The following is an 18,962-nucleotide window of genomic DNA, read 5'->3' as shown; positions in this document are numbered from 1 at the left end:
CTCGTACTCCACGTGCGCCGTCGAGATCGTGATCCCGCGCGCCTTCTCCTCCGGTGCCTTGTCGATCTGGTCGTAGGCCGTGAACGTCGCGCCCCCCGTCTCCGCCAGCACCTTCGTGATCGCCGCCGTCAGCGACGTCTTGCCGTGGTCGACGTGCCCGATCGTGCCGATGTTGCAGTGCGGCTTGGTGCGGGAGAACTTTTCCTTGCCCATGATTCCCGTTCCTGCGGCGGGGACCGGATCGGTGCCCCGGATTTGCTCGGCCGCCCCGAAGTCGGAACGGGGCGAAAAACGCGGTCCGCTTAGAGGCTCGGCCGCCGGGGATCAAGCTCCGAGCGTGGCGGGGCTCGCCGCGCGGCGTCGCTGTCAAGCCACACCGCCCGGTCTTGAACTGCCGAGATGACAGTACCCGCCAATATCCGGGCGCTTTCAAGTCACAGTGTGGCACAGAGGGCATAGCGAGGGGACGGCGGTCGAGCTTAACTGTGCTCAACAATGCCCAACCCCGGACCCGCCCCCATGATGAAGACGCTCCTCCTCGCCAGCGCGGCCACCGCCCTGGTCACGACGGCCGCCTCCGCCGCCGACCTGCCGCGCCGCGCCGCCCCGCCGCCGATCTTCACGCCGGTGCCGGTCTTCACTTGGACGGGCTTCTACGGCGGTCTCGAGACGTCCTACACCTTCACCGACAAGCAGCGGATCACCACCGTCGGCATCTCGCCGATCAACGCCGCCAACGTCGCGTCCGGCGCCCGCCCGGCGTCGACCCGGATCTCCGACGACGGCTTCGCCAACATCGGCGGCACCGCCGGCTACAACTATCAGTTCACCCCGGGCTCCGGCATCGTCGTCGGTATCGCCAACAGCATCGACTGGACCGACCTCGCCAAGAACCGCTACTACCTCGGCAGCACCAACGCGCTGAGCGGCTTCCGCCAGAGCACCGACTGGATCGGCACCCTGGTCGGCCGCGTCGGCTACGCCTTCGACCGCGTCATGGTGTACGGCCTCGGCGGTCTCGCCTACGGCAACGTGTCCTACACGGCGAACTTCCTCTCGCCGGCCGGAAACCTCGCCTTCGCGGGCCGCTACGACGACTTCGACACCGGCTTCGCCTACGGCGGCGGCATCGAGTTCGCCCTGCCGACCGACAGCTTCCTGAACACCTTCGCGGTCGGCCGGTACCTGGGCATCAAGTACGACGCCCTGACGGTGAAGGCCGAGTACGTCCACTACGATCTCGGCAGCCGGAACGTCCTCGTCGGCGCCATCCCCGGCGTCGGCCTCGGCAACGGCTACATCTCGCGCTTCCGGAGCGAGGGCAACATCGTCCGCGCCGGCTTCAACTACAAGTTCGGCGGCTTCTAGTCTCGGCAGCATCGTCCGGGACGCCTGTCCCGGACCAGCGATGGGCGCGTGCCGGACCCGGCCCGCGCCCTTTTTCGTGGCCCAACGTCGCGCCGGTCCTGCACCGGCCATTTCCCGGGCGCATGCGGCGCCAGCGGAATGCGACCCGGAAGCCACGCGTCCGCCTGGATCAACCTGTGCCGGATCCCGGACGGGTTCCGCCGGCGCTCCACCTGTCCGGGACAGGACGCGCGTGTCGCGAGACCGCACCGGCGGATCGAGCGGGCGCTCGGCTCAGCAGGCGCGCAGATGCGCCACCAGGCGCGCGGCGCCGGCCTCCGGCGCGCCGGTGTTGAGGATCCTCAGATCCGCCTCGACGGGCACCGCACGGGCGAGCCGCGCGGCGAGGTCGCCATCCTCGGCCCGCCCTCGGGCGGCGAGGCGCTGCATCAGCATTTCGGGCGGTGCCGTGACTTCGACGACGCTCACCCGCGGGCAGGCGCCCCGGGCCTCCGCGACGACCCGGCGCGAGACGTTGCAGACCACCACATGGCCTGCCTCCGCCAGCCGGCCGGCCTCCGCCGGGAGGGCGTAGCCGAGGCCGTGGGCGCGCCAGCTCAGGGTGAAGCGACCCGCCGCATGGCCCTGCGCGAAGTCGGCCTCGTCGATCGGCTCGTTGTCCTCGTCCGCCGAGGGCGGCCGGGTGACGAGGCGGCGGGGAAAGACGTAGCGCGGATCCCGGTCCAGAGCCGACCGGGCCAGCCGGATCAGCGTGTCCTTGCCGGCCCCGCTGGGTCCGACCACGAGGACGAGGCAGCCCGCCATCAGGCGACCCGCCGGCCGACGCGCCAGACCTCGCGGACCACCGGGACGCCCTCGGCGAGCTGCACCCGCACGAGGTCGGCCCGCAGGCCGGGTGCCAGGGCGCCGCGATCCGTCAGGCCGGTGGCCCGGGCGGGGTTGGCCGTGACGGTGGCCAGCGCCTCCGGCAGCCCGATCGCCGGCGCCCGCTCGGGCAGCAGGAAGGCCGCCATCAGCAGGCTCGCCGGCACGTAATCGGACGACAGGATGTCGAGATGGCCGGCCTCGGCCAGGGCCAGCGCGGCGACGTTGCCCGAATGCGAGCCGCCCCGGATCAGGTTCGGCGCGCCCATCATCACGGTGAGCCCCCGACCGTGCGCGGCCTCGGCCGCCTCCAGGGTGGTGGGGAACTCGGCGAGCCGCACGCCCTCGCCGACAGCGAGATCGACATCCGCCAGGGTGGTGTCGTCGTGGCTCGCGAGCGGGATGCCCATCTCGCGGGCGAACTGGACGAGGGCCGGGCGATTCTCGGCGTTGAGCGCCCGGCCGTCGCGGATCTTGCGCTCGGTGTTGGCGCGGATCTCGTCCATGGGCCGGCCGCCGCGGGTGGCGTAGGTGTAGTACTTCTCCATGTCGCGGAACTGCCGCTGGCCCGGCGTGTGGTCCATCAGCGAGATCAGGCCGACGGGAAAGCGGGCCGTGAACGCCGCCACCGTGTCGAGCACGTCCGTAGAGGGCAACTCGCAGCGCAGATGCGTGAAGTGCTCGGCCCGGAACAGGTCCTGGGCGCGGGCGGCGGCGATCGCCCCGGCGAGCTGCTCGAGCTCGGAGCCGAGACCGCTGCCGTCCGGATCGCTGCCGGCGCGGAGCGAATCGAACACCGTGGTGATGCCCGAGGCGGTGATCTGCGCGTCGTAGGCCAGCACGGCGCCCAGGGGATGCCAGCGCACCTTCGGCCGCGGCGCGTAATGGCTTTCCAGGTGGTCGGTGTGCAGTTCGATCAGGCCGGGGATCAGGTGGTCGCCGCCGAAGTCGAGTCCGCGGGCGGGGGGGCGGCCCTCGCCGATCTCCGCGATGGCCCCGTCCGACACCGCGAGCCAGCCGCGCTGCACCCGGTCCGGCAGGACCAGGGTGGCGTTCTCGATGATGAAGTCGTCCATCGTGTATCCTCAGGCTGCGCGGGCTTGCGGCGCGAAGCGGGTGACATCGACCACCCGGCTCGCCACAGCATCGCGCATCTCGCTGTCGTGGAAGATGCCGAGCACGCCGGCCCCGGCCGCGAGCTTCTCGCGCACCAGCTCGGCCACCACGGCGCGGTTCTGCGCGTCGAGGGAGGCGGTGGGCTCGTCGAGGAGCAGCAGCGGCCGGTCGGCGATCAGGCCCCGGGCGATGTTGACCCGCTGCTGCTCGCCGCCCGAGAAGGTCGCGGGCGGCAGGCTCCAGAGCCGCTCGGGCAGGTTGAGCCGGGCGAGCAGATCCCGTGCGCGCCCGCGTGCCGTCTCGGCCTCGAGGCCGCCCGCGCGGCCGGCGGCCTCGACCACGTCGAGGGCCGAGACCCGGGGGATCACCCGCAGGAACTGCGACACGTAGGCGATCACCCGGGCCCGCAGGGCCAGGACCACCCGCGGATCGGCCCGGACGACATCGACCACGCTGTCGCCATCGCGGACCAGGATGGCGCCGCCGTCGCAGCGGTAATTGCCGTAGGCCATCTTGAGGAGCGAGGATTTTCCCGCGCCGGACGGGCCGCCCAGCACCACGCACTCGCCGGGCTCCACCGCGAGGCTGACATCGCCCACCACCGGCAGCACGATCCCGCCGCGCAGGTGCAGGGTGAAGCTCTTGGCGACGTCCTGGAAGGTCAGAAGCGCGGTCATGCGGCGAGCACCGAGGCGACGAGGAGCTGGGTGTAGGCGTGCTCGGGATCGTCGAGCACCCGGTCGGTCAGGCCGGTCTCGATGACGCGGCCGGCGCGCATCACGGCGATGCGGTGGGAGAGCAGCCGCGCCACCGCGAGGTCGTGGGTGACGATGATCACGGCGAGCCCGAGCTCGGCCGAGAGCCGGCGGATCAGGTCGAGGAGCCGGGCCTGGACCGAGACGTCGAGCCCCGAGGTCGGCTCGTCCATCAGCACGAGGCGCGGCCCGGTGACGAGGTTGCGGGCGATCTGGAGGCGCTGGCGCATGCCGCCGGAGAACTGGCTCGGCGGGTCGTCCACCCGGCCCGAATCGATCTCGACGCGGCCGAGCCAGTCGAGGGCCTGGCCGCGGATCCGGCCGTAATGGCGCTCGCCCATCCCCATCAGCCGCTCGCCGACGTTGCCGCCGGCCGAGACCGCCATGCGCAGGCCCTGCCGGGCGTCCTGCCGGACGAAGCCCCAGTCGGTGCGCATCAGGCGGCGCAGCGCCGCGGGGCCGAGTTCGGCGAGGTCGCGGGTCTGCCCGTCGCGCATCCGGTAGCGGACCGCGCCCGAATCGGGCGCCAGCTCGCCGGCCAGCAGCGACAGGAGCGTGGACTTGCCCGAGCCCGATTCGCCCACGATGGCCAGAACCTCGCCCTCGGTGACGTCGAGGTCGATGCCCGCGCAGGCGGGGCGGTTGCCGTAGGCCTTGGTCAGGCCGTGGGCGGAGAGGAGCGGCGTGGTCATCGGCCGGCCTCCTCGACCCGGGTCTCGCAGATGTCGGTGTCCGAGCAGACGTACATCCGGCCCCCGGCATCGTCGGTCACCACCTCGTCGAGGTAGTGGCCGCTCGCGCCGCAGAGCGCGCAGGGTTGCGTGAATTCCTGCACGCGGAACGGGTGGTCCTCGAAGTCGAGGCTGCGGACCCGGGTGTAGGGCGGCACCGCGTAGATCCGCCGCTCGCGCCCCGCCCCGAACAGCTGGAGGGCCGGACAGTCGTCCATCTTGGGGTTGTCGAACTTCGGCGTCGGCGACGGGTCCATCACGTAGCGGCCGGCGACCTCCACCGGGTAGGCGTAGGTGGTGGCGATGTGCCCGTGGCGGCTGATGTCCTCGTAGAGCTTCACGTGCATGGCGCCGTACTCGGCCAGCGCGTGGAGCTGGCGGGTCTCGGTCTCGCGCGGTTCGAGGAAGCGCAGGGGCTCGGGGATCGGCACTTGGTAGACCAGGGTCTGGCCCTCCGCGAGCGGCGTCTCGGGGATGCGGTGGCGGGTCTGGATGATCGTCGCCTCCCGGGTGCGCGTGGTCGTGGCGACCCCGGAGGTGCGGGCGAAGAAGCGGCGGATCGAGACCGCGTTGGTGGTGTCGTCGGCGCCCTGGTCGATGACCTTGAGCACGTCCGACCGCCCGAGGATCGCCGCGGTGACCTGCACGCCGCCGGTGCCCCAGCCGTAGGGCATCGGCATCTCCCGCGACGCGAACGGCACTTGGTAGCCCGGCACCGCGATCGCCTTGAGGATCGCCCGGCGGATCATCCGCTTCGTACCCTCGTCGAGATAGGCGAAGTTGTAGCCGGAGTCGGAAGCCTCCGACGCGACCAGTCCCTTCTCCCATTCGGGAAACGAGGCCGGCGCCGCGCAGCTCCCTCCCCCCTCTGCGGGGGAGGCAGGCCCCCGAAGGGGGTCGGGAGAGGGGCAGCGCGAAGGTGAAGAACCACGCTCCGGCCCGCCCCCCCGCTCCGCTCCATCCTGAATCGTCGCTCCCCTCTCCCGACCCCTGCTGACGCAGGGGCCACCCTCCCCCGCAGAGGGGGGAGGAAGGGTGCGTGCCATATCCGAAGCGCTAGTGCCGTCGAACCGCTCTGGAGGAGAACCGATCCCGGACCTCCCTTGGAGCGGTGGCATCCCCGTCGCGCTCATTCGGCCGCCTCCTGCACGCTGTCCAAGTCCCGAGAAAACTCGGCCCGCAGGCGCCGGACCAGCTCCAGCTCCGCCTGGAAGTCGACGTAGTGGGGCAGCTTCAGGTGCTCGACGAAGCCGGTCGCCTGAAGGCTGTCGCAATGGGCCAGCACGAATTCCTGGTCCTGGGCCGGGCTCGCCACCGCCTCGCCGAGTTCTTCCGCGCGGAGCGCCCGGTCAACCAGCGCCATCGCCATGGCCTTGCGCTCGCTCTGCCCGAAGGCGAGCCCGTAGCCCCGGGTGAATTGCGGCGGCACCGCCCCCGAGCCCTTGAACTGGTTGACCATCTGGCACTCGGTGAGCGTCACGCGGCCGAGCGGCACCGCGAAGCCCAGCTCCTCGGGCACGAACTCGACCGCCACGTCTCCGACCCGGATCTCGCCCACGAACGGATGGGTCCGGCCGTAGCCACGCTGGGTCGAGTAGGCGAGCCCGAGCACGAAGCCCTCGTCGCCCCGGGCCAGCGCCTGGAGGCGCAGGGCCCGGTCGGCCGGGTAATCCACCGGCTCCCGGGTGAGGTCGCCCACGGGGGCGCCGTCGTCCGGGGGCGAGGGCTCGATCAGGCCGTCCCGGGCGAGCAGGTCGGTGACCCGCGGGCAGGTCGCGGCATCGGCGCGGGGCTCGGCCTCGGCGGCGGGTGCGATCTCGCCTTCCGCAGCCAACGCGAAATCGATCAGCCGGTGGGTATAGTCGAAGGTCGGCCCGAGCACCTGGCCGCCGGGCAGGTCCTTGAAGGTCGCCGAGACCCGGCGGTCCACCGCCATGGCGCCGGTCTCGACCGGCACCGAGCCGCCGAAGCGCGGCAGTGTCGTCCGGTAGGCGCGGACCAGGAACACGGCCTCGACCACGTCGCCGCGGGCCTGCTTGAGCGCCAGCGCCGCGAGGTCGGGATCGTAGAGCGACCCCTCGGTCATCACCCGGTCGACCAGCAGCGCCATCTGCTCGCGGATCTGGGCGACCGAGAGTTCCGGCACGGCGGGGTCGCCGCGGCGGGCCTCGGCCAGCAGGCGGTGCGCGTTGTCGATGGCGGCTTCGCCACCCTTCACGGCCACGTACATGGATCAGCCCTCGGACACGGCGGTGGAGCGCGGGAGACCGGCGACGCGACCGGGGGCGGTGAGGATCAGGTCGACGCCGAGGGGGAAGTCCGCGCGGTTCGCCGCGAGCTGGGTGACGAAGCCCTCCGGCAGCGGCGCCGCAGCGAGCCGGACGGTACCGGCGATGCCCGGCCCGGCGAGGTGCAGCCCCTCCCCTTCGGTGATCGCCTCGCAGGCCAGCACCAGGGTGGTCGACGTGTCGGGATAGGCCGGCGTGCCCGGGGCGAAGCGGCCGAGCGGTGGGCAGCGCCCGGGGTCGCGGATCAGCGCGAAGGCGGCCTGGGCCGGATCGTCGGTGAGCGGCGCCCCGGTGTGGAAGCGCAGGTAGGCGGCGACGTCGGGCGCGGCCGCCAGCGCGGCATCGAGCCAGACCGGCGTGTCGGCGTCGGTCAGTGCCAGCGCGACCGCGGCGAGTTCGGGCGTCAGCGGCGCGGGCGGGGTCAGGCCGGGGGCGAGGGGCCGGGGCTGCCCGGGCCGGGCGAGCGCGTCCATGACGGCGCGGAAGGTGCCCTGCGCGTCGTGGACCGGGTCGGCGAAGCCGGGGGCCAGCATGCTCAATCCTCCCCGCGGGCGACGGTCAGGAACTCGACGCGGGTGGCGGCGGTGCGCCGCGCCGCCTGCCGCCGGGCCTCGTCGGCCCGCCGGGCGGCGCACGCCAGCGCCGCCTCGACCCGCGGGCGCCGGGCCGGATCCTGCCAGAGCGCGTCCAGGATCGCGGCGAGCCGCGCCTTCGGGCGATCGCGGCCGAGGTGGTAGGCGAAGCCGGTGGCGCCGTCCGCCAGGCGGATCGCCGCCCGGGTCACGCTGACCTCGCCGACATGGAACGGCCGGCCGTCCCCGCCGATCCGGCCGGTGGCCATCACCAGCCCGGTCTCCGGGAGCCGCAGGTCTTCCGCGACCGGCGCATCGAGGGCCGACACGGCGGCCTCCAGTTCGGGCCGGCTGGCGTCGGCGCAGAGCGCCATTACGGCCTGTCGGGCCGCGATCCCCGGACCGGGCGCCGGCCGCATCGGGTTCGGAACCATCGCGAATCCCTCCGTCGCGTCGTTGTATAGGTGTATAGACAACTGGCGTACCGGGGACAAATGAAGTTTGGATGACAGGATGGATGCGCAGGCGCAGGCACCCGGTCTCGTCCGGGGCGAAGGGCTGACGGCGTGGCGGCAGATCGCCGACGCGCTGACGGCCGAGATCGCCGCGGGGCTTTTCACGCCCGGCCAGCAATTGCCCACCGAGGCGGCGCTCGCGGCCCGCTTCGCGGTGAACCGGCACACGGTCCGGCGGGCGCTGGCCGCCCTGGCGGAGGGCGGCCTGGTCCGCGCCAGCCAGGGCCGCGGCACCTTCGTCGAAGAGGCACCGCTCGCCTACCCGATCGGGCCGCGCACCCGCTTCTCCGAGATCGTCACCGGGGCAGGCCGCGAGGCCTGGGGGGACCTGGTCGCCTCGGCCGCCATCCCGGCCGGCCCCGAGCAGGCGGCGGCGCTGGCGCTCGCCCCCGGCGCGCCGGTGCTGGAACTGCTGACGGTCCACCGGGCGGACGGCGCCCCGCTCTCGACGGCGCAGACTTGGCTGCCGCTGCCGCGCTTCTCCGGCTTCGCCGAGGCCTATGCCGAACGGGGCTCGATCACCCGGGCGCTCGCGGCCTGCGGGATCCACGACTATACCCGGCTGTCGACGCGGGTCCGCGCCCGGCCGGCCGACGCCGAGGAGGCCGGCCGCCTCGACATGGCGCCCGGACGCGTGGTCCTGGTGGTGTCGAGCATCAACGTCGATCCCGCGGGGGTGCCGATCCAGGCGAACCGCACCCTGTTCGCCGCCGACCGGGTGGAGCTGGTGATCGGCGGGTAGGGCGAGGATCCGCCTCAGCGCGCCGCCGGCCCGATGATCGCCCGGCGCAGGCGGGTCGAGATCCAGTCGATCGCCGCCACCGTCACGAGGATCATCAGCACCAGGAAGGCGACCTGCTTCAGCTCCAGCACCCGGATCAGCTCCGTGAGGTACTGGCCGATGCCGCCCGCGCCGACGATCCCGATGATCGTGGCCGAGCGGGTGTTCGACTCGAAGAAGTACAGCACCTGGCTCGCCAGAACCGGCAGCACCCCGGGGATCAGCCCGAAGCGGATGCGGTGCAGCGCCGAGCCGCCGGACGCGACGACGCCCTCGCCCGGCCGCCGGTCGCAGGTCTCGATCGCCTCGGAGAACAGCTTGCCGAAGGCGCCGAGATCCGAGCACGCGATGGCCAGCGCCCCCGCGAAGGGGCCGAGGCCGACGACGTTGATCCAGATCAGCGCCCAGATCAGCACGTCCACCGAGCGCATCACGTCGAGCCCCCGCCGGACGGCGAAATGCGCGAAGGGGTTGGGCACCACGTTCCGGGCCGCCAGGAACGCCACCGGGAAGGCCAGGACCGCCGCCGTCAGCGTGCCCAGGAAGGCGATGCCCAGCGTCTCGGCGAGGGCGTGGAGGAAGATCCAGAGATGCCCCTCCGGCGACGGCGGCAGCATCAGCACCGCGAAGGAGCCGAGCCGCCCGAGCCCGTGGAGGATCCGCGCCGGCGACACGTCGAACTGCCAGATCCCGAAGCCGGCGAGCCCGGCCAGGAGGGCGAGGGTCGCCAGCCTCCGCAGGCGGCCGGCCCAGTCCGTCCGGAACTGCGCCGGGTAGCGCGCGCGCAGCCGCGCGAGGTCCGCCCGGGCCGCGGCCCCCAGGGCTTCGGGACGGGCGGCTCTCATCGGTCATGCTCCGGGCCGGCGAGCCGGTGGCGGACCTGCTCGGTGGCGAGATCGATGCCGATCACCGTGAGGATGATCATCACCAGGATCGCGCCGACGTCGCCGTAGTAGAAGCTGCGGATCGCGGCCAGGAATTCCTGGCCGATCCCGCCGGCGCCGACGAAGCCCAGCACCGCCGCGCCGCGGACGTTGATCTCGAAGCGCAGCAGCGCGTAGGAGGCGAAGTTCGCCAGCACCTGCGGCAGCACGGCGAAGCGCACGGTCTCGACCCAGGAGGCGCCCGAAGCCGAGAGGCCGTCCACCGGGCGCATGTCGATGTTCTCCACCACCTCGGCGAACAGCTTGCCGAGCGCCCCGGTGGTGTGGATCGCGATGGCCAGCACGCCCACCATCGGGCCGAGGCCGAAGGCGATCACGAAGAGCAGCGCGAACACCACGTCCGGGATGGTGCGGCACACCTCCAGGAAGCGCTTGGCGAGGAACCGCAGGGCGGGCGAGCGCACCAGGTTGGCGGCCGCCACGAAGCTGAAGGCGAAGCCCGCGACGGCCCCGAGCAGGGTGCCGAGATAGGCCATCAGGATCGTCTCGCCGAGCAGGCCGAGCCAGCCCGGCAGGCCCCAGTACCAGGCGCGGAGATCCGCCAGCGGGTGCTCAAGGCCGACCGGAGGCCAGATCTGCTCGAGATAGGCGGTGAACTTGCCGATGTTCTCGAGGAAGACCAGCGGCCGCACCTCGGCGGCGAACGCCGCCAGCAGCGCCAGCGCCGCCAGGGCGGCGAAGCCCGCCAGCGTGCGGCGGCGCGCGCGCCCGGTCGCCGCCGCGTAGAGGCCCGAGAGCGCGGCGGCCCGCTCCGGCGGCAGGGGGGTTGGCCCGCGCAGGGCCGGATCGGTCGGTCGCGCCATTTGCCCGAGTTCCTGGCCCGAACCCCGCGCTCGGATCAGGACTTCTTGCGCTCCTCGTCGTTGGCCTTCAGCATGTCGATGATCGGCTGGTAGTCCTTGAGCGTCACCGGGGTGAGGTCGAGATCCTTGCCGTCGGACAGGCGGTCGAACGCCGCCTTGTCGGCCTTGGGCAGGTCGATGAACGCCTGTCGGATCTTGGCCTTCAGGTCGGCGGGCAGGCTCGCCAGCGCGGCCCAGGGCCCCTCGGGCAGGAAGTCGGACTTGAACACGACCCGGAAATCCGACTGCTTCATCGGCCTGCCGTCGGCCGACTTGACGATGCCCTTGGTGAGCATGCGCGTGAGGTTGCTGTCGGTCTCGGAGTTCCAGAAATTCGCCGCCGCGTCGGCGGTGCCCTGGGTGAGTGCCAGCACGGCGTTCTCGTGGCTGCCGGCGTAGACGGCCTTGCCGAAGAACTTGTCGACGTCGTAGCCGGCGCGCTTCAGGAAGAACCGCGGCGCCTGGTTGCCGGAGGTGGAGTTGGGGTCGACCAGCGCGAGGGTCTTGCCCTTGAGGTCCGCCACCGACTTGTACGGGCTGGAGGCCAGCACGTAGATCACCGAGTAGTAGCCCGCGACGCCGGTCTCGTGCTTCGGGTTCACGATCGGCTCGACCTTCACGCCGGTCATCACCGCGCGGGCGAACGAGGCCGGCCCGTAGAAGGCGATCTGGATGTTGCCGGCCCGCTGGCCCTCGATCACCGCGGCGTAGTCGCTCGCCACCCGCAGCTTCACCGGCACGCCGACCGTCTTGGTCAGGTAGGCCGCCAGGGGCGCATACCGGTCGGTGGTGCCGCTGGCATTCTCCATCGGGATCACCGCCAGGGTCAGCTCGGGATACTGGGCCTTCCAGTCCTGGGCGGCGGCCGGCAGGGCCAGGAACGCGAGCGCTGCGGCGGCGGCGAGGGTGCGGCGGGTGAGCATGGTTTCATCCTTCGTCAGCGTGGGGGGCGTTGAGATCGGCCGGCGCCGCCCGCGTGGTCGCCGGGGCGGGCACGGCGCGAGGCCGCTCTGTCGTCAGGCTCGTCGGGGGCTCGGGCCTGCGTGTCTGGGCTCGGGATATCCGGCCCTCCACGCCTGCGCGGCGGCCGGCACGCCGGGGGCCAGAAGTGCCGCGGCGGCGAAGATGCGTCGGGTCAGCAACGGAGCCTCCTGGGAGCGCCTCGGTTGGATGCTCGGCCAGCCGGGTGTCCCCGGCGCGCCGTGGATGGATCGCGACGTCCGCCTCAGGCGCCGAGGGCGGCCTCGCGGACCGGGCGCGCCGGCGCGGCGCCGGGCAGGCCCGGCATCGCCGCCCGCTGCTCCGCCTCCCGCTGCGGGGCATCGTCGAGCACCTCGCCGGCCTCCAGGCCGTAGAGCCGGCGCGCCACGTCCTCGGTGAGGTCGAAGGGGCCGCCCTCGAACACCACCCGACCGGCCGCGAGGCCCACGAGGCGGTCGCAATAGGCGCGGGCGAGATCGAGGGAGTGCAGGTTGCACAGGACCGTGATGCCGTAGCGCCGGTTCACCTCGGCCAGCGCGTCCATCACCAGGCGGGTGTTGCGCGGGTCGAGGGAGGCCACCGGCTCGTCGGCGAGCAGGATTTCGGGTTCCTGGACGAGGGCGCGGGCGATGGCCACGCGCTGCTGCTGCCCGCCCGACAGGCCGTCGGCCCGCTGGCCGGCGAACTCGCCCATGTCGAAGCTCTCCAGGGCGGCCAGCGCCATGGCGCGGTCCTCCTCGGACCACAGGCGCAACAGGGACCGGTGGCTCGGCACGTGGCTGAGGCGCCCCATCAGGACGTTCGTCATCACGTCGAGGCGGCCGACGAGGTTGAACTGCTGGAAGATCATCGCGCAGCGCGTGCGCCACTCCCGCAGGTGCCGGCCCTTCAGGGTCGTCACGTCACGGCCGTCGTGGAGGATGCGCCCGGAACTCGGGTCGGCCAGCCGGTTGATCAAGCGCAGCAGCGTCGACTTGCCGGCACCGGACCGGCCGATCACCCCGACGAAGCTGCCGGGCTCGATCTCCAGCGACACGCCGTCCACGGCCCGCCGGTCGCCGTACTGGCACGTAAGATCCTCGATGACGAGCATGAGTCCATCCGCCGGGGAATGCTCGCACCTAGACGCCGGTTACACGACGATTGAATGACGCGTACGGATCGACAAGATGTGCCGGCGCAACTCCACCTTCTACATAGACGGCTAATCACACCGGCCGCGTCGTCCCGGAGGGGATCCGGACCGAGACGCTCGGTTGTCCGCGGCCGCCGTCTCAATCCGAAGGCCGGCGACCGTCCTGGGGAACGACGCCGGGCTCTTCGTGGCGGTCGAGGAAGGCCTCCACCGGCAGCGCGCGGAAATCCGGCAGGGCCCGGCGCAGGCGTTCGTGGTCCCAATCCCACCAGGCGAGGCGCTCCAGCCGCTCGGCGACCGGTTCGGGGAAGCGGCGGCGCACCGGACGGGCTGGGTTGCCCACCACGATCGTGTAGGGCGGCACGTCCCGGGTGACGATGGCCCCGGCCCCGACCACCGCGCCGGTCCCGATCGTGCGGCCGGGCAGGATGACCGCGCCGTGGCCGATCCAGACATCGTGGCCGATCGCGATCGGACTGGCGCGGCGCCGGTCGAAGAAGGCCGGCTCGTCCGCCTCCTCGGGCCAGTAGGCGCGCGCCCGATAGGTGAAGTGCGCCTGCGCGGCCCGCTCCATCGGATGGTTGCCCGGGTTGATGCGCACGCCGGCGGCGATCGAGCAGAACTTGCCGACCGCGGTGTAGATCACCTCGCCGTCCTGGGCGATGTAGGAATAGTCGCCCAGGATGGTCTCGGTCAGGCGGGTCCGGGCGCCGATCTCGGTGTAGCGGCCGAGGCGGCAGTCGACGACCCGGGCACTGGGATCCAGGGCGGGTTCGAGGCCGAGAGGCTGTTCAGCCATGGGCGTCTCCGAAGGGCAGGCGCGCCAGGAGCCGGAACGGTCCGGACCCGTCCTGGGTCAGGAGGGACACGGACTCGATCGTGAGTCCCTCCGGGCCGGTGGCGGCGTAGGCCTCCGCGAGGCGGGCGTGCCAGGCCGCGCGGTCGGCCTCCGGCAGGGCGTCGGTCAGGGTCAGGTGGAAACGGAAGGCCTCGAACACGTACGGGTAGCCCCAGCGGTCGAGGAGTGCGCGGCCCCGCGGGTCGAGCCGGTCGGGCCGGCGCTTGGCGCGCTCGGCCGCCGTCGGCGGGGCCCGGAACGGGTCGAGGGCGGCGACGCACTCGGCGGCCAGCAGGCCCAGCTCCGGCGGCGGGGCCACCGGCACGAGGGCGAGGAAGGGTCCCAGCGCCGCCACCGCGAGGCCACCGACCGGCACCGGCGGATGCGCGGCCGCGAGGTCGCGGGCGGCCGCGACGAGGTCGGCCTCGGCGGCGTCCGGCGCCAGCCGCAGCGGCGCCTTGAGCGTCGCGTGGAAGCCGTAGACCCGGGCGCCCGCCGTCACGGCGGCGAGGTCCTGGAGGGTGTCCGGGTACGGGACCGGATGTCCGGAGACGTTGTCGTAGCCGAGGACCGACCTGCCGAAGGCCTCGAGGCCCGAGCCCGGGGCGGGCAGCCAATACAGGGCGTAGCGGCGAATCACGTCTCGATCTCCCCGGCTGGCAGGCGCCCGATCAGGCCGTCGGCGCGTAGGTGCGGTCGACCGTGGCCCGGCGCGGGCGCACATCCATGGCGTTGCCGCGCCATACGATCGCGCTCTGCACCCAGGCCCCGAACCAGATCGCCGGGATCATGGCATCGCGCACCAGGAAGGCCATCAGCATGCGGGGCCCGCAGTGCCAGCCGGCCCCGGCCGCGAGCCTGTGCTCCGCGCCATAGCACAGGGCGGCGAGGCAAGCGGCCCCGATGAGACCGGCGAGGCTGCCGGCCCAGAGGGCGACCAGCAGCGCCGGCAACAGCACGCCGCTCCCGATCTCGGGGACGAAGAACAGCGGGAAGGTCACGCGGCGCAGCCGGGCCCAGCGGAGCTGGCGCGCCCAGACCTCGCGGAACCCGCGCGGCCCGAGGGGCTGCTCGAAGGGAGCCGCCACCAGGTGGACGCGCCTGCCGGCCGCCCGCACGAGCTTGGTGGCGGCCGCGTCCTCGGCGATCTCGGCCGCCAGAGCCTGAAGGCCGCCCTGGGCATCCAGGAAGGGCTTGTGCCAGAGCATGCTCTTCCCCTGGGCGAAGCCCAGCCCGAAGGCCTCGGCGGCGTATTGCCAGCGCGCCTGCAGGGTGTTGAGGAAGGCGCACTCCACCTCGGCCATGAAGCTGCCGGGGCGGGCGCCGGCCGGGGTCGAGCAGACGAGGCCGGTGTCCTCCCGCCACGGCGCCTGAAGCCGCTGGAGGTAGTCCGGCGGCATCGCCACGTTGGAATCGGCCAGCACGACCCAGTCGTGGGCGGCGGCGCGCCAGCCGCGCAGGCAGTTGTTCAGCTTGGGGTTGCCGCTGATGCGCTCGTCGCCGAGGATCAGGCGGGCGGGCACGCCCGGATGCCCGGCGATCAGGCGCTTCACCAGCGGGACGATCGGATCGGCCGAATCGGCCACGCAGAAGATCAGTTCGTAGGCCGGGTAGTCGAGCGTGAAGCTCCGGGCCAGCATCTCCTCGCTGAACGCCTCGACGCCGCGGAGCGGACGGATCAACGAGATCGCGGCGCCGGCCGGGAAGCGCGACCGGCCGTGCGTCCGGCCGAGGCGCCGGGCCGCGACGGCGATGCTGCCGATCTGAACCAGGGCCAGAGCCGCACCGAGGGTCAGGGCCAGCACCGTGGCGTCAATCATCCGGATTCCTCGTTCGACCCGTCTCGGTCCGGCCGCGAGAGCCGCCCCCGATCGCGTCGCGCACGGAGACGGCCCTAACGCTCTGTATTGGCACGCTGTCTTTCGCCGAACCGGCATCCGGTTCGGCGAAGGAGCGCTCTAGCGGCCGGACCGCGTCAGTCGTGTGACAACGGGGACGCCCTCGGGGCGCCCTCAGAACCGGAGCGTGACGCTGCCCTTGACGGCCTGATCCTGCGCCCGCGCGCCGGTCTGACCGGTATAGGCGACGCCCAGGCTTGCGTTCGGCGCCACCGCCAGGTCCAGTCCGACCTGCGCCACCAGCGCGTCCCGGTCGATCGGAACGCCCGCGCTCAGGAAGGCCGGCCCGGTGCCGAAGCGCAGCAGCGCCGCCGGCACCACGTCCCCGAACGCCCGCCGGTAGCCGACAGAACCCCGCAGCGTCACCGGAAGCCCCAGCCCCAGATCCAGGCTCGTCTGCGCCCGCAGCCCCACCGTCGCCGCGCCGAGATCGTAGTCCCGGGCGAAGCTCGTCAGAGCCGCCGCGCCCCCGGTCTCGCCGAACCCGTCCCGCCGGATCCCGACATAGGCCCCGCCCACGAACGGCTCGACGTAAATGGCCGCCGGCTGAACCGCCAAAGCCGCCCCGTCCTTCGACACCAGCGCCGCAACCGCGGGCGTGCCCAGTGCGATCTTCCAACCGATCTCGCCGAAACCCTGGAGGGTGTGGCCGCCGCCATGCCCGCTCAGCGTGTCCGACAGCCCGTACAGCACCGCCCGGCGGGTGCGCGTGTCGGTGTCGGCGTAGGTCACGCCCAGCCGCAGCGACAGCGGCCCCAACTCGTAGCCGCCGTAGACGCCGCCGAAGCCGCTCTTGAGCGTGGCGCTCTCCGCCCGGCTCGCGCCGCCGATCCGGCCGGCGCTGTCGAGGGACGCCTCGGTGTAGCCGCCGACCACGCCGAGGCGCAGGCCGCCCAGCCGCACGTCCGCCCCCGCGGCGAAGCCCGCGATCTGCCGGTCGAGGTCGAAGGCGTTGCCGCCGCCGTCGGCCGTGCCGAAGGATCCGAAGCCCTGGCTCCAGAGCCCGAACGCCTGCGGGTCCAGCGTCCGCACCGGCACGCTCGCCACCACCGGAGCCCGGCCCGGCAGGTCGGCCGCGTAGGCGGAGGGCAGGCTGCCGTAATCGAGCCCGGTGCCGGGGCCGCCCCAGCGCAGCCGGTCGAGCACGGCCTCGCGCACGAAGAACGCGGTCTCGTAGGCCGCCGATACGGTGCCGGCGTGGATGTCGCCGGCAAGCGCCCGGAAGCCGCTGCCGGCCTCGGCCGTCGTGAACGCCACCGCGGCGTCGTAGAGCCGTCCCGGTCCGGCCCCCTGGAGGGCGTTGGCGGCGGCCGCGCCGTTGCGGCCCGTGGCGCTGGCGGCGAAGGGCACGTCGTTGCGGGTGAGCGTCAGGTCGACTTCGTTGGGCAGGTAGCGCAGGCCCGGGCTGAGGAAGGCGAGGTTGGCGGTCACCCCGGCGAACTGGCCGGAGACGCCGCCGCCGGCCGTGAGGATCGCGTAGGTGGTGCGCGGGTTGTAGGCGCCCGATGCGGCGAGCACCTGGACGGTGCCGCCGGAGAGCGTGGCGCTGCCACCGGCGGCGATCCGGTCGGCCTGGCCGGCGGCGTTGGCCTCGACCTGGTAGATGGAGCCGGGCGCGAAGGCGACGGGACCCGTGACGGAGAGCGTGCCGATCGAGTTGCCCGGCGCCACCGTGCCCCCGGAGAGCGCGCCGATCCCACCGACCGTGCCGGTGCCGCCGAGCAGGCCGCCGGATCCGACGATCACGGTCCCCGCAATGGTGCCGTTGGCGTAGAGCGCGCCACCCTGGGCGATGCCGACATCGATGCCGAGGCGGTCGGTGGCGTCCATCCGCAGGGTGCCGGTGACGGCCCCGAAATAGCCGGCGGCCGAGTACAGGTCGATGCGGCTCCAGTAGCTCAGCGGGGTCCCGTAGAACGCCGCCAGCGCGTTGGTCTCGGTGTTGACCAGGATCTGGTTGATGGTCCCGGTGGAGAGCTGGCCGTAGAGGCCGCCGTTCGGCGCCAGGGTGCGGGCGGCACCGGTCGAGCCGCCGTAGAGGGGCGCGAGCAGGATGGAGGCGTCGGGCCCGCCCGCCGGGGCCTGCTCGCGGGGGGCCTGCGCGAAGGTCAGGGTCGGCAAACCGTAGGTGAGGCGCTGTTGATAGGCGGTCTGGTTGGCCGTCGACGGCACGTAGGGGTTGTTGGCCGCGTTGGCGGCGCTGCCCGCGCAGGCCGCGACCGTGTTGCCGCATTCCGCCGCGAGGTAGCCCTGCAGTTCGGCCTGGGCTCTGACGAACTGGGCCGGCAGGTTGATCGCCGTGCCGGTCACGGCGGCGTTGTTGATGTAGGCCGGGTTGGTGAAGGCCTGGGCGAGGTCGTAGGTCGCCAGCGCCCGGCTGCCGATGATGTCGAGCGGGTAGTGCACGCCCAGCACGATGCGGTTGTTGGCGTAGTCGGCCGCCCGCGCCATCATGCTCTGGTACTGCTGCGGCACCAGCATGGCGAGCAGGATGCCGTCGGTGAACGCGTAGGTGGTGTGGCCGCTCGGGAACGACGGGTTGGTGGCGATGCCGGTGAGCGCGGTCGGATCGAAGGCGTTGAACCGGCCCGGTGCCACCTGGATCGGCCGCGACGAGCCGTAGACGTCCTGTCCCGGCTGGTTGTTGGAGACCCCGTAGGCGAGGTCGTAGACGCTGTTGGTGGTGTTGGGCAGGCCATTATAGCTGGGCAGGCCGTAGCCGGGCGGCGCGACGGCCGGCGCGGCCACGTAGCCGGCCGGCGTCACGCTCGGGTTGCTGGCCGCGCCGTTGGCGAAGAAGTTCTTGGCGACGCCGAGGTTATTGCCGGTGTAATTGTAGGCGCCGACCAGCAGGTTGACCACGTTGCCGAGCGGGCCTCCGGCCCCCTGCGCGACGCCGCGCTGGTAGATCGGGCCGAGCTGGGAACCCAGGCCGCCGACGAGCTGCTGCGGGACGATGCCGTTGACCGTCGTCTGCCCCGGCAGGCCGCCCGCGAGGTTGGCGGCGACGCCGTAATTGCCGAGCCCCGACGAGGACAGATCGTTCCTGGCCGAGCCGAGGATGATCTTGTCGCTGATCGCGCGCTGCTGCTGCGCCAGCCCGGCGCCGTTGTTGATCGCCGCCGACTGCGACAGGTTGAGCTGGAGCGTCTGCTGGCCGGCCGCGCTCGTGTTGAGCGTCAGGTACGGTCCTAGCAGGTTGAGGACGTTGACGTCGGAGGGCGTCGTGTTGACGGACTGCGCCTGCGCGCCCGATCCAAGGGCCGCGACCGTCAAGGCCGCGATCGAGACTCCGTATCGTAACGTCATGCTTGGCCCCCAAAGCCCGCGGCCA

Annotated in this window: 19 protein-coding genes; 2 read left to right on the top strand and 17 right to left on the bottom strand. The window is 72.7% G+C overall.

What is annotated here, in order from left to right; translation table 11 throughout:
* Nucleotides 1-213: GTP-binding protein (locus MKL01_RS13170; RefSeq protein WP_243905671.1), on the bottom strand; the 213-nt coding region annotated here is incomplete at its 3' end.
* Nucleotides 214-519: 306 nt separating this feature from the next.
* On the opposite strand from MKL01_RS13170, the gene MKL01_RS13165 reads away from it, so the two are divergent.
* Entirely contained in the window at nt 520-1,368 is an 849-nt protein-coding gene (locus tag MKL01_RS13165; protein WP_243905670.1) for an outer membrane protein, read from the top strand.
* A gap of 273 nt (nt 1,369-1,641) precedes the next feature.
* Here the strand turns inward: MKL01_RS13165 and phnN are convergent, their stop codons facing one another.
* From phnN to phnG, 8 genes are all read right to left on the bottom strand, one after another.
* Nucleotides 1,642-2,172, bottom strand: coding sequence for a phosphonate metabolism protein/1,5-bisphosphokinase (PRPP-forming) PhnN (gene phnN / locus MKL01_RS13160; RefSeq protein WP_243905669.1), 531 nt, complete (start codon nt 2,170-2,172; stop codon nt 1,642-1,644).
* A complete protein-coding gene (locus tag MKL01_RS13155; RefSeq protein ID WP_243905668.1) occupies nt 2,172-3,308 on the bottom strand; it encodes an alpha-D-ribose 1-methylphosphonate 5-triphosphate diphosphatase in 1,137 nt (378 codons plus the stop codon). Before MKL01_RS13155 ends, phnN begins: the two co-directional genes overlap by 1 nt.
* Before the next feature lie 9 nt (nt 3,309-3,317).
* Nucleotides 3,318-4,025 (bottom strand): phosphonate C-P lyase system protein PhnL, encoded by a 708-nt coding sequence (phnL, locus tag MKL01_RS13150; RefSeq protein WP_243905667.1) that lies wholly within the window; start codon nt 4,023-4,025, stop codon nt 3,318-3,320.
* Nucleotides 4,022-4,795 carry a phosphonate C-P lyase system protein PhnK gene (gene phnK / locus MKL01_RS13145; protein WP_243905666.1) on the bottom strand — a complete coding sequence of 258 codons (774 nt, stop codon included), beginning with the start codon at nt 4,793-4,795 and terminating at the stop codon, nt 4,022-4,024. Before phnK ends, phnL begins: the two co-directional genes overlap by 4 nt.
* Nucleotides 4,792-5,649, bottom strand: a complete 858-nt coding sequence (locus MKL01_RS13140) for an alpha-D-ribose 1-methylphosphonate 5-phosphate C-P-lyase PhnJ (RefSeq protein ID WP_279604594.1) — start codon at nt 5,647-5,649, stop codon at nt 4,792-4,794. Before MKL01_RS13140 ends, phnK begins: the two co-directional genes overlap by 4 nt.
* 314 nt (nt 5,650-5,963) lie before the next feature.
* A complete protein-coding gene (locus tag MKL01_RS13135; protein ID WP_243905664.1) occupies nt 5,964-7,064 on the bottom strand; it encodes a carbon-phosphorus lyase complex subunit PhnI in 1,101 nt (366 codons plus the stop codon).
* Between the two features lie 3 nt (nt 7,065-7,067).
* On the bottom strand, nt 7,068-7,655 hold the full coding sequence (phnH, locus tag MKL01_RS13130; RefSeq protein ID WP_243905663.1) for a phosphonate C-P lyase system protein PhnH: 588 nt from the start codon (nt 7,653-7,655) through the stop codon (nt 7,068-7,070).
* A gap of 2 nt (nt 7,656-7,657) precedes the next feature.
* A complete protein-coding gene (gene phnG / locus MKL01_RS13125) occupies nt 7,658-8,128 on the bottom strand; it encodes a phosphonate C-P lyase system protein PhnG (RefSeq protein ID WP_279604587.1) in 471 nt (156 codons plus the stop codon).
* Between the two features lie 79 nt (nt 8,129-8,207).
* Between phnG and phnF the strand changes: the two genes are divergently transcribed.
* Complete coding sequence (phnF, locus tag MKL01_RS13120; protein WP_243905662.1) at nt 8,208-8,951, top strand: phosphonate metabolism transcriptional regulator PhnF; 744 nt, start codon at nt 8,208-8,210, stop codon at nt 8,949-8,951.
* Between the two features lie 14 nt (nt 8,952-8,965).
* Here the strand turns inward: phnF and phnE (MKL01_RS13115) are convergent, their stop codons facing one another.
* From phnE (MKL01_RS13115) to MKL01_RS13080, 8 genes are all read right to left on the bottom strand, one after another.
* Entirely contained in the window at nt 8,966-9,835 is an 870-nt protein-coding gene (phnE, locus tag MKL01_RS13115; protein WP_243905661.1) for a phosphonate ABC transporter, permease protein PhnE, read from the bottom strand.
* Nucleotides 9,832-10,737, bottom strand: coding sequence for a phosphonate ABC transporter, permease protein PhnE (phnE, locus tag MKL01_RS13110; RefSeq protein ID WP_243905660.1), 906 nt, complete (start codon nt 10,735-10,737; stop codon nt 9,832-9,834). Before phnE (MKL01_RS13110) ends, phnE (MKL01_RS13115) begins: the two co-directional genes overlap by 4 nt.
* A gap of 35 nt (nt 10,738-10,772) precedes the next feature.
* Complete coding sequence (gene phnD / locus MKL01_RS13105; protein WP_243905659.1) at nt 10,773-11,699, bottom strand: phosphonate ABC transporter substrate-binding protein; 927 nt, start codon at nt 11,697-11,699, stop codon at nt 10,773-10,775.
* Nucleotides 11,700-12,001: 302 nt separating this feature from the next.
* A complete protein-coding gene (gene phnC / locus MKL01_RS13100) occupies nt 12,002-12,850 on the bottom strand; it encodes a phosphonate ABC transporter ATP-binding protein (RefSeq protein ID WP_243905658.1) in 849 nt (282 codons plus the stop codon).
* A gap of 181 nt (nt 12,851-13,031) precedes the next feature.
* Nucleotides 13,032-13,691 (bottom strand): DapH/DapD/GlmU-related protein, encoded by a 660-nt coding sequence (locus MKL01_RS13095; protein WP_243905657.1) that lies wholly within the window; start codon nt 13,689-13,691, stop codon nt 13,032-13,034.
* Nucleotides 13,684-14,370: a DUF1045 domain-containing protein gene (locus MKL01_RS13090; protein ID WP_243905656.1), complete on the bottom strand. Its 687-nt coding sequence runs from the start codon at nt 14,368-14,370 to the stop codon at nt 13,684-13,686. Before MKL01_RS13090 ends, MKL01_RS13095 begins: the two co-directional genes overlap by 8 nt.
* A 31-nt stretch (nt 14,371-14,401) precedes the next feature.
* Entirely contained in the window at nt 14,402-15,550 is a 1,149-nt protein-coding gene (locus MKL01_RS13085) for a ceramide glucosyltransferase (protein WP_243905655.1), read from the bottom strand.
* A 192-nt stretch (nt 15,551-15,742) separates the two neighbouring features.
* On the bottom strand, nt 15,743-18,937 hold the full coding sequence (locus MKL01_RS13080; protein ID WP_243905654.1) for an autotransporter domain-containing protein: 3,195 nt from the start codon (nt 18,935-18,937) through the stop codon (nt 15,743-15,745).
* Nucleotides 18,938-18,962 lie beyond the last annotated feature (25 nt).

The organism is Methylobacterium sp. J-070 (assembly GCF_022829385.1).
In the GTDB taxonomy this organism is placed as follows: domain Bacteria; phylum Pseudomonadota; class Alphaproteobacteria; order Rhizobiales; family Beijerinckiaceae; genus Methylobacterium.
Note: the sequence above shows the minus strand (reverse complement) of the source record. Positions and strands in the feature narration are given on the sequence as shown.

Bases quoted from the DNA above. Each gene is read 5' to 3' on its own strand.
- phnE (WP_243905661.1), bottom strand. From the start codon at position 9,835: ATGAGAGCCGCCCGTCCCGAAGCCCTGGGGGCCGCGGCCCGGGCGGAC.
- MKL01_RS13085 (WP_243905655.1), bottom strand. From the start codon at position 15,550: ATGATTGACGCCACGGTGCTGGCCCTGACCCTCGGTGCGGCTCTGGCC.
- MKL01_RS13165 (WP_243905670.1), top strand. From the start codon at position 520: ATGATGAAGACGCTCCTCCTCGCCAGCGCGGCCACCGCCCTGGTCACG.
- phnL (WP_243905667.1), bottom strand. From the start codon at position 4,025: ATGACCGCGCTTCTGACCTTCCAGGACGTCGCCAAGAGCTTCACCCTG.
- MKL01_RS13080 (WP_243905654.1), bottom strand. From the start codon at position 18,937: ATGACGTTACGATACGGAGTCTCGATCGCGGCCTTGACGGTCGCGGCC.
- phnF (WP_243905662.1), top strand. From the start codon at position 8,208: ATGGATGCGCAGGCGCAGGCACCCGGTCTCGTCCGGGGCGAAGGGCTG.
- phnD (WP_243905659.1), bottom strand. From the start codon at position 11,699: ATGCTCACCCGCCGCACCCTCGCCGCCGCCGCAGCGCTCGCGTTCCTG.
- phnE (WP_243905660.1), bottom strand. From the start codon at position 10,737: ATGGCGCGACCGACCGATCCGGCCCTGCGCGGGCCAACCCCCCTGCCG.
- phnK (WP_243905666.1), bottom strand. From the start codon at position 4,795: ATGACCACGCCGCTCCTCTCCGCCCACGGCCTGACCAAGGCCTACGGC.
- phnG (WP_279604587.1), bottom strand. From the start codon at position 8,128: ATGGTTCCGAACCCGATGCGGCCGGCGCCCGGTCCGGGGATCGCGGCC.
- MKL01_RS13095 (WP_243905657.1), bottom strand. From the start codon at position 13,691: ATGGCTGAACAGCCTCTCGGCCTCGAACCCGCCCTGGATCCCAGTGCC.
- MKL01_RS13155 (WP_243905668.1), bottom strand. From the start codon at position 3,308: ATGGACGACTTCATCATCGAGAACGCCACCCTGGTCCTGCCGGACCGG.
- phnN (WP_243905669.1), bottom strand. From the start codon at position 2,172: ATGGCGGGCTGCCTCGTCCTCGTGGTCGGACCCAGCGGGGCCGGCAAG.
- phnH (WP_243905663.1), bottom strand. From the start codon at position 7,655: ATGCTGGCCCCCGGCTTCGCCGACCCGGTCCACGACGCGCAGGGCACC.
- phnC (WP_243905658.1), bottom strand. From the start codon at position 12,850: ATGCTCGTCATCGAGGATCTTACGTGCCAGTACGGCGACCGGCGGGCC.
- MKL01_RS13135 (WP_243905664.1), bottom strand. From the start codon at position 7,064: ATGTACGTGGCCGTGAAGGGTGGCGAAGCCGCCATCGACAACGCGCAC.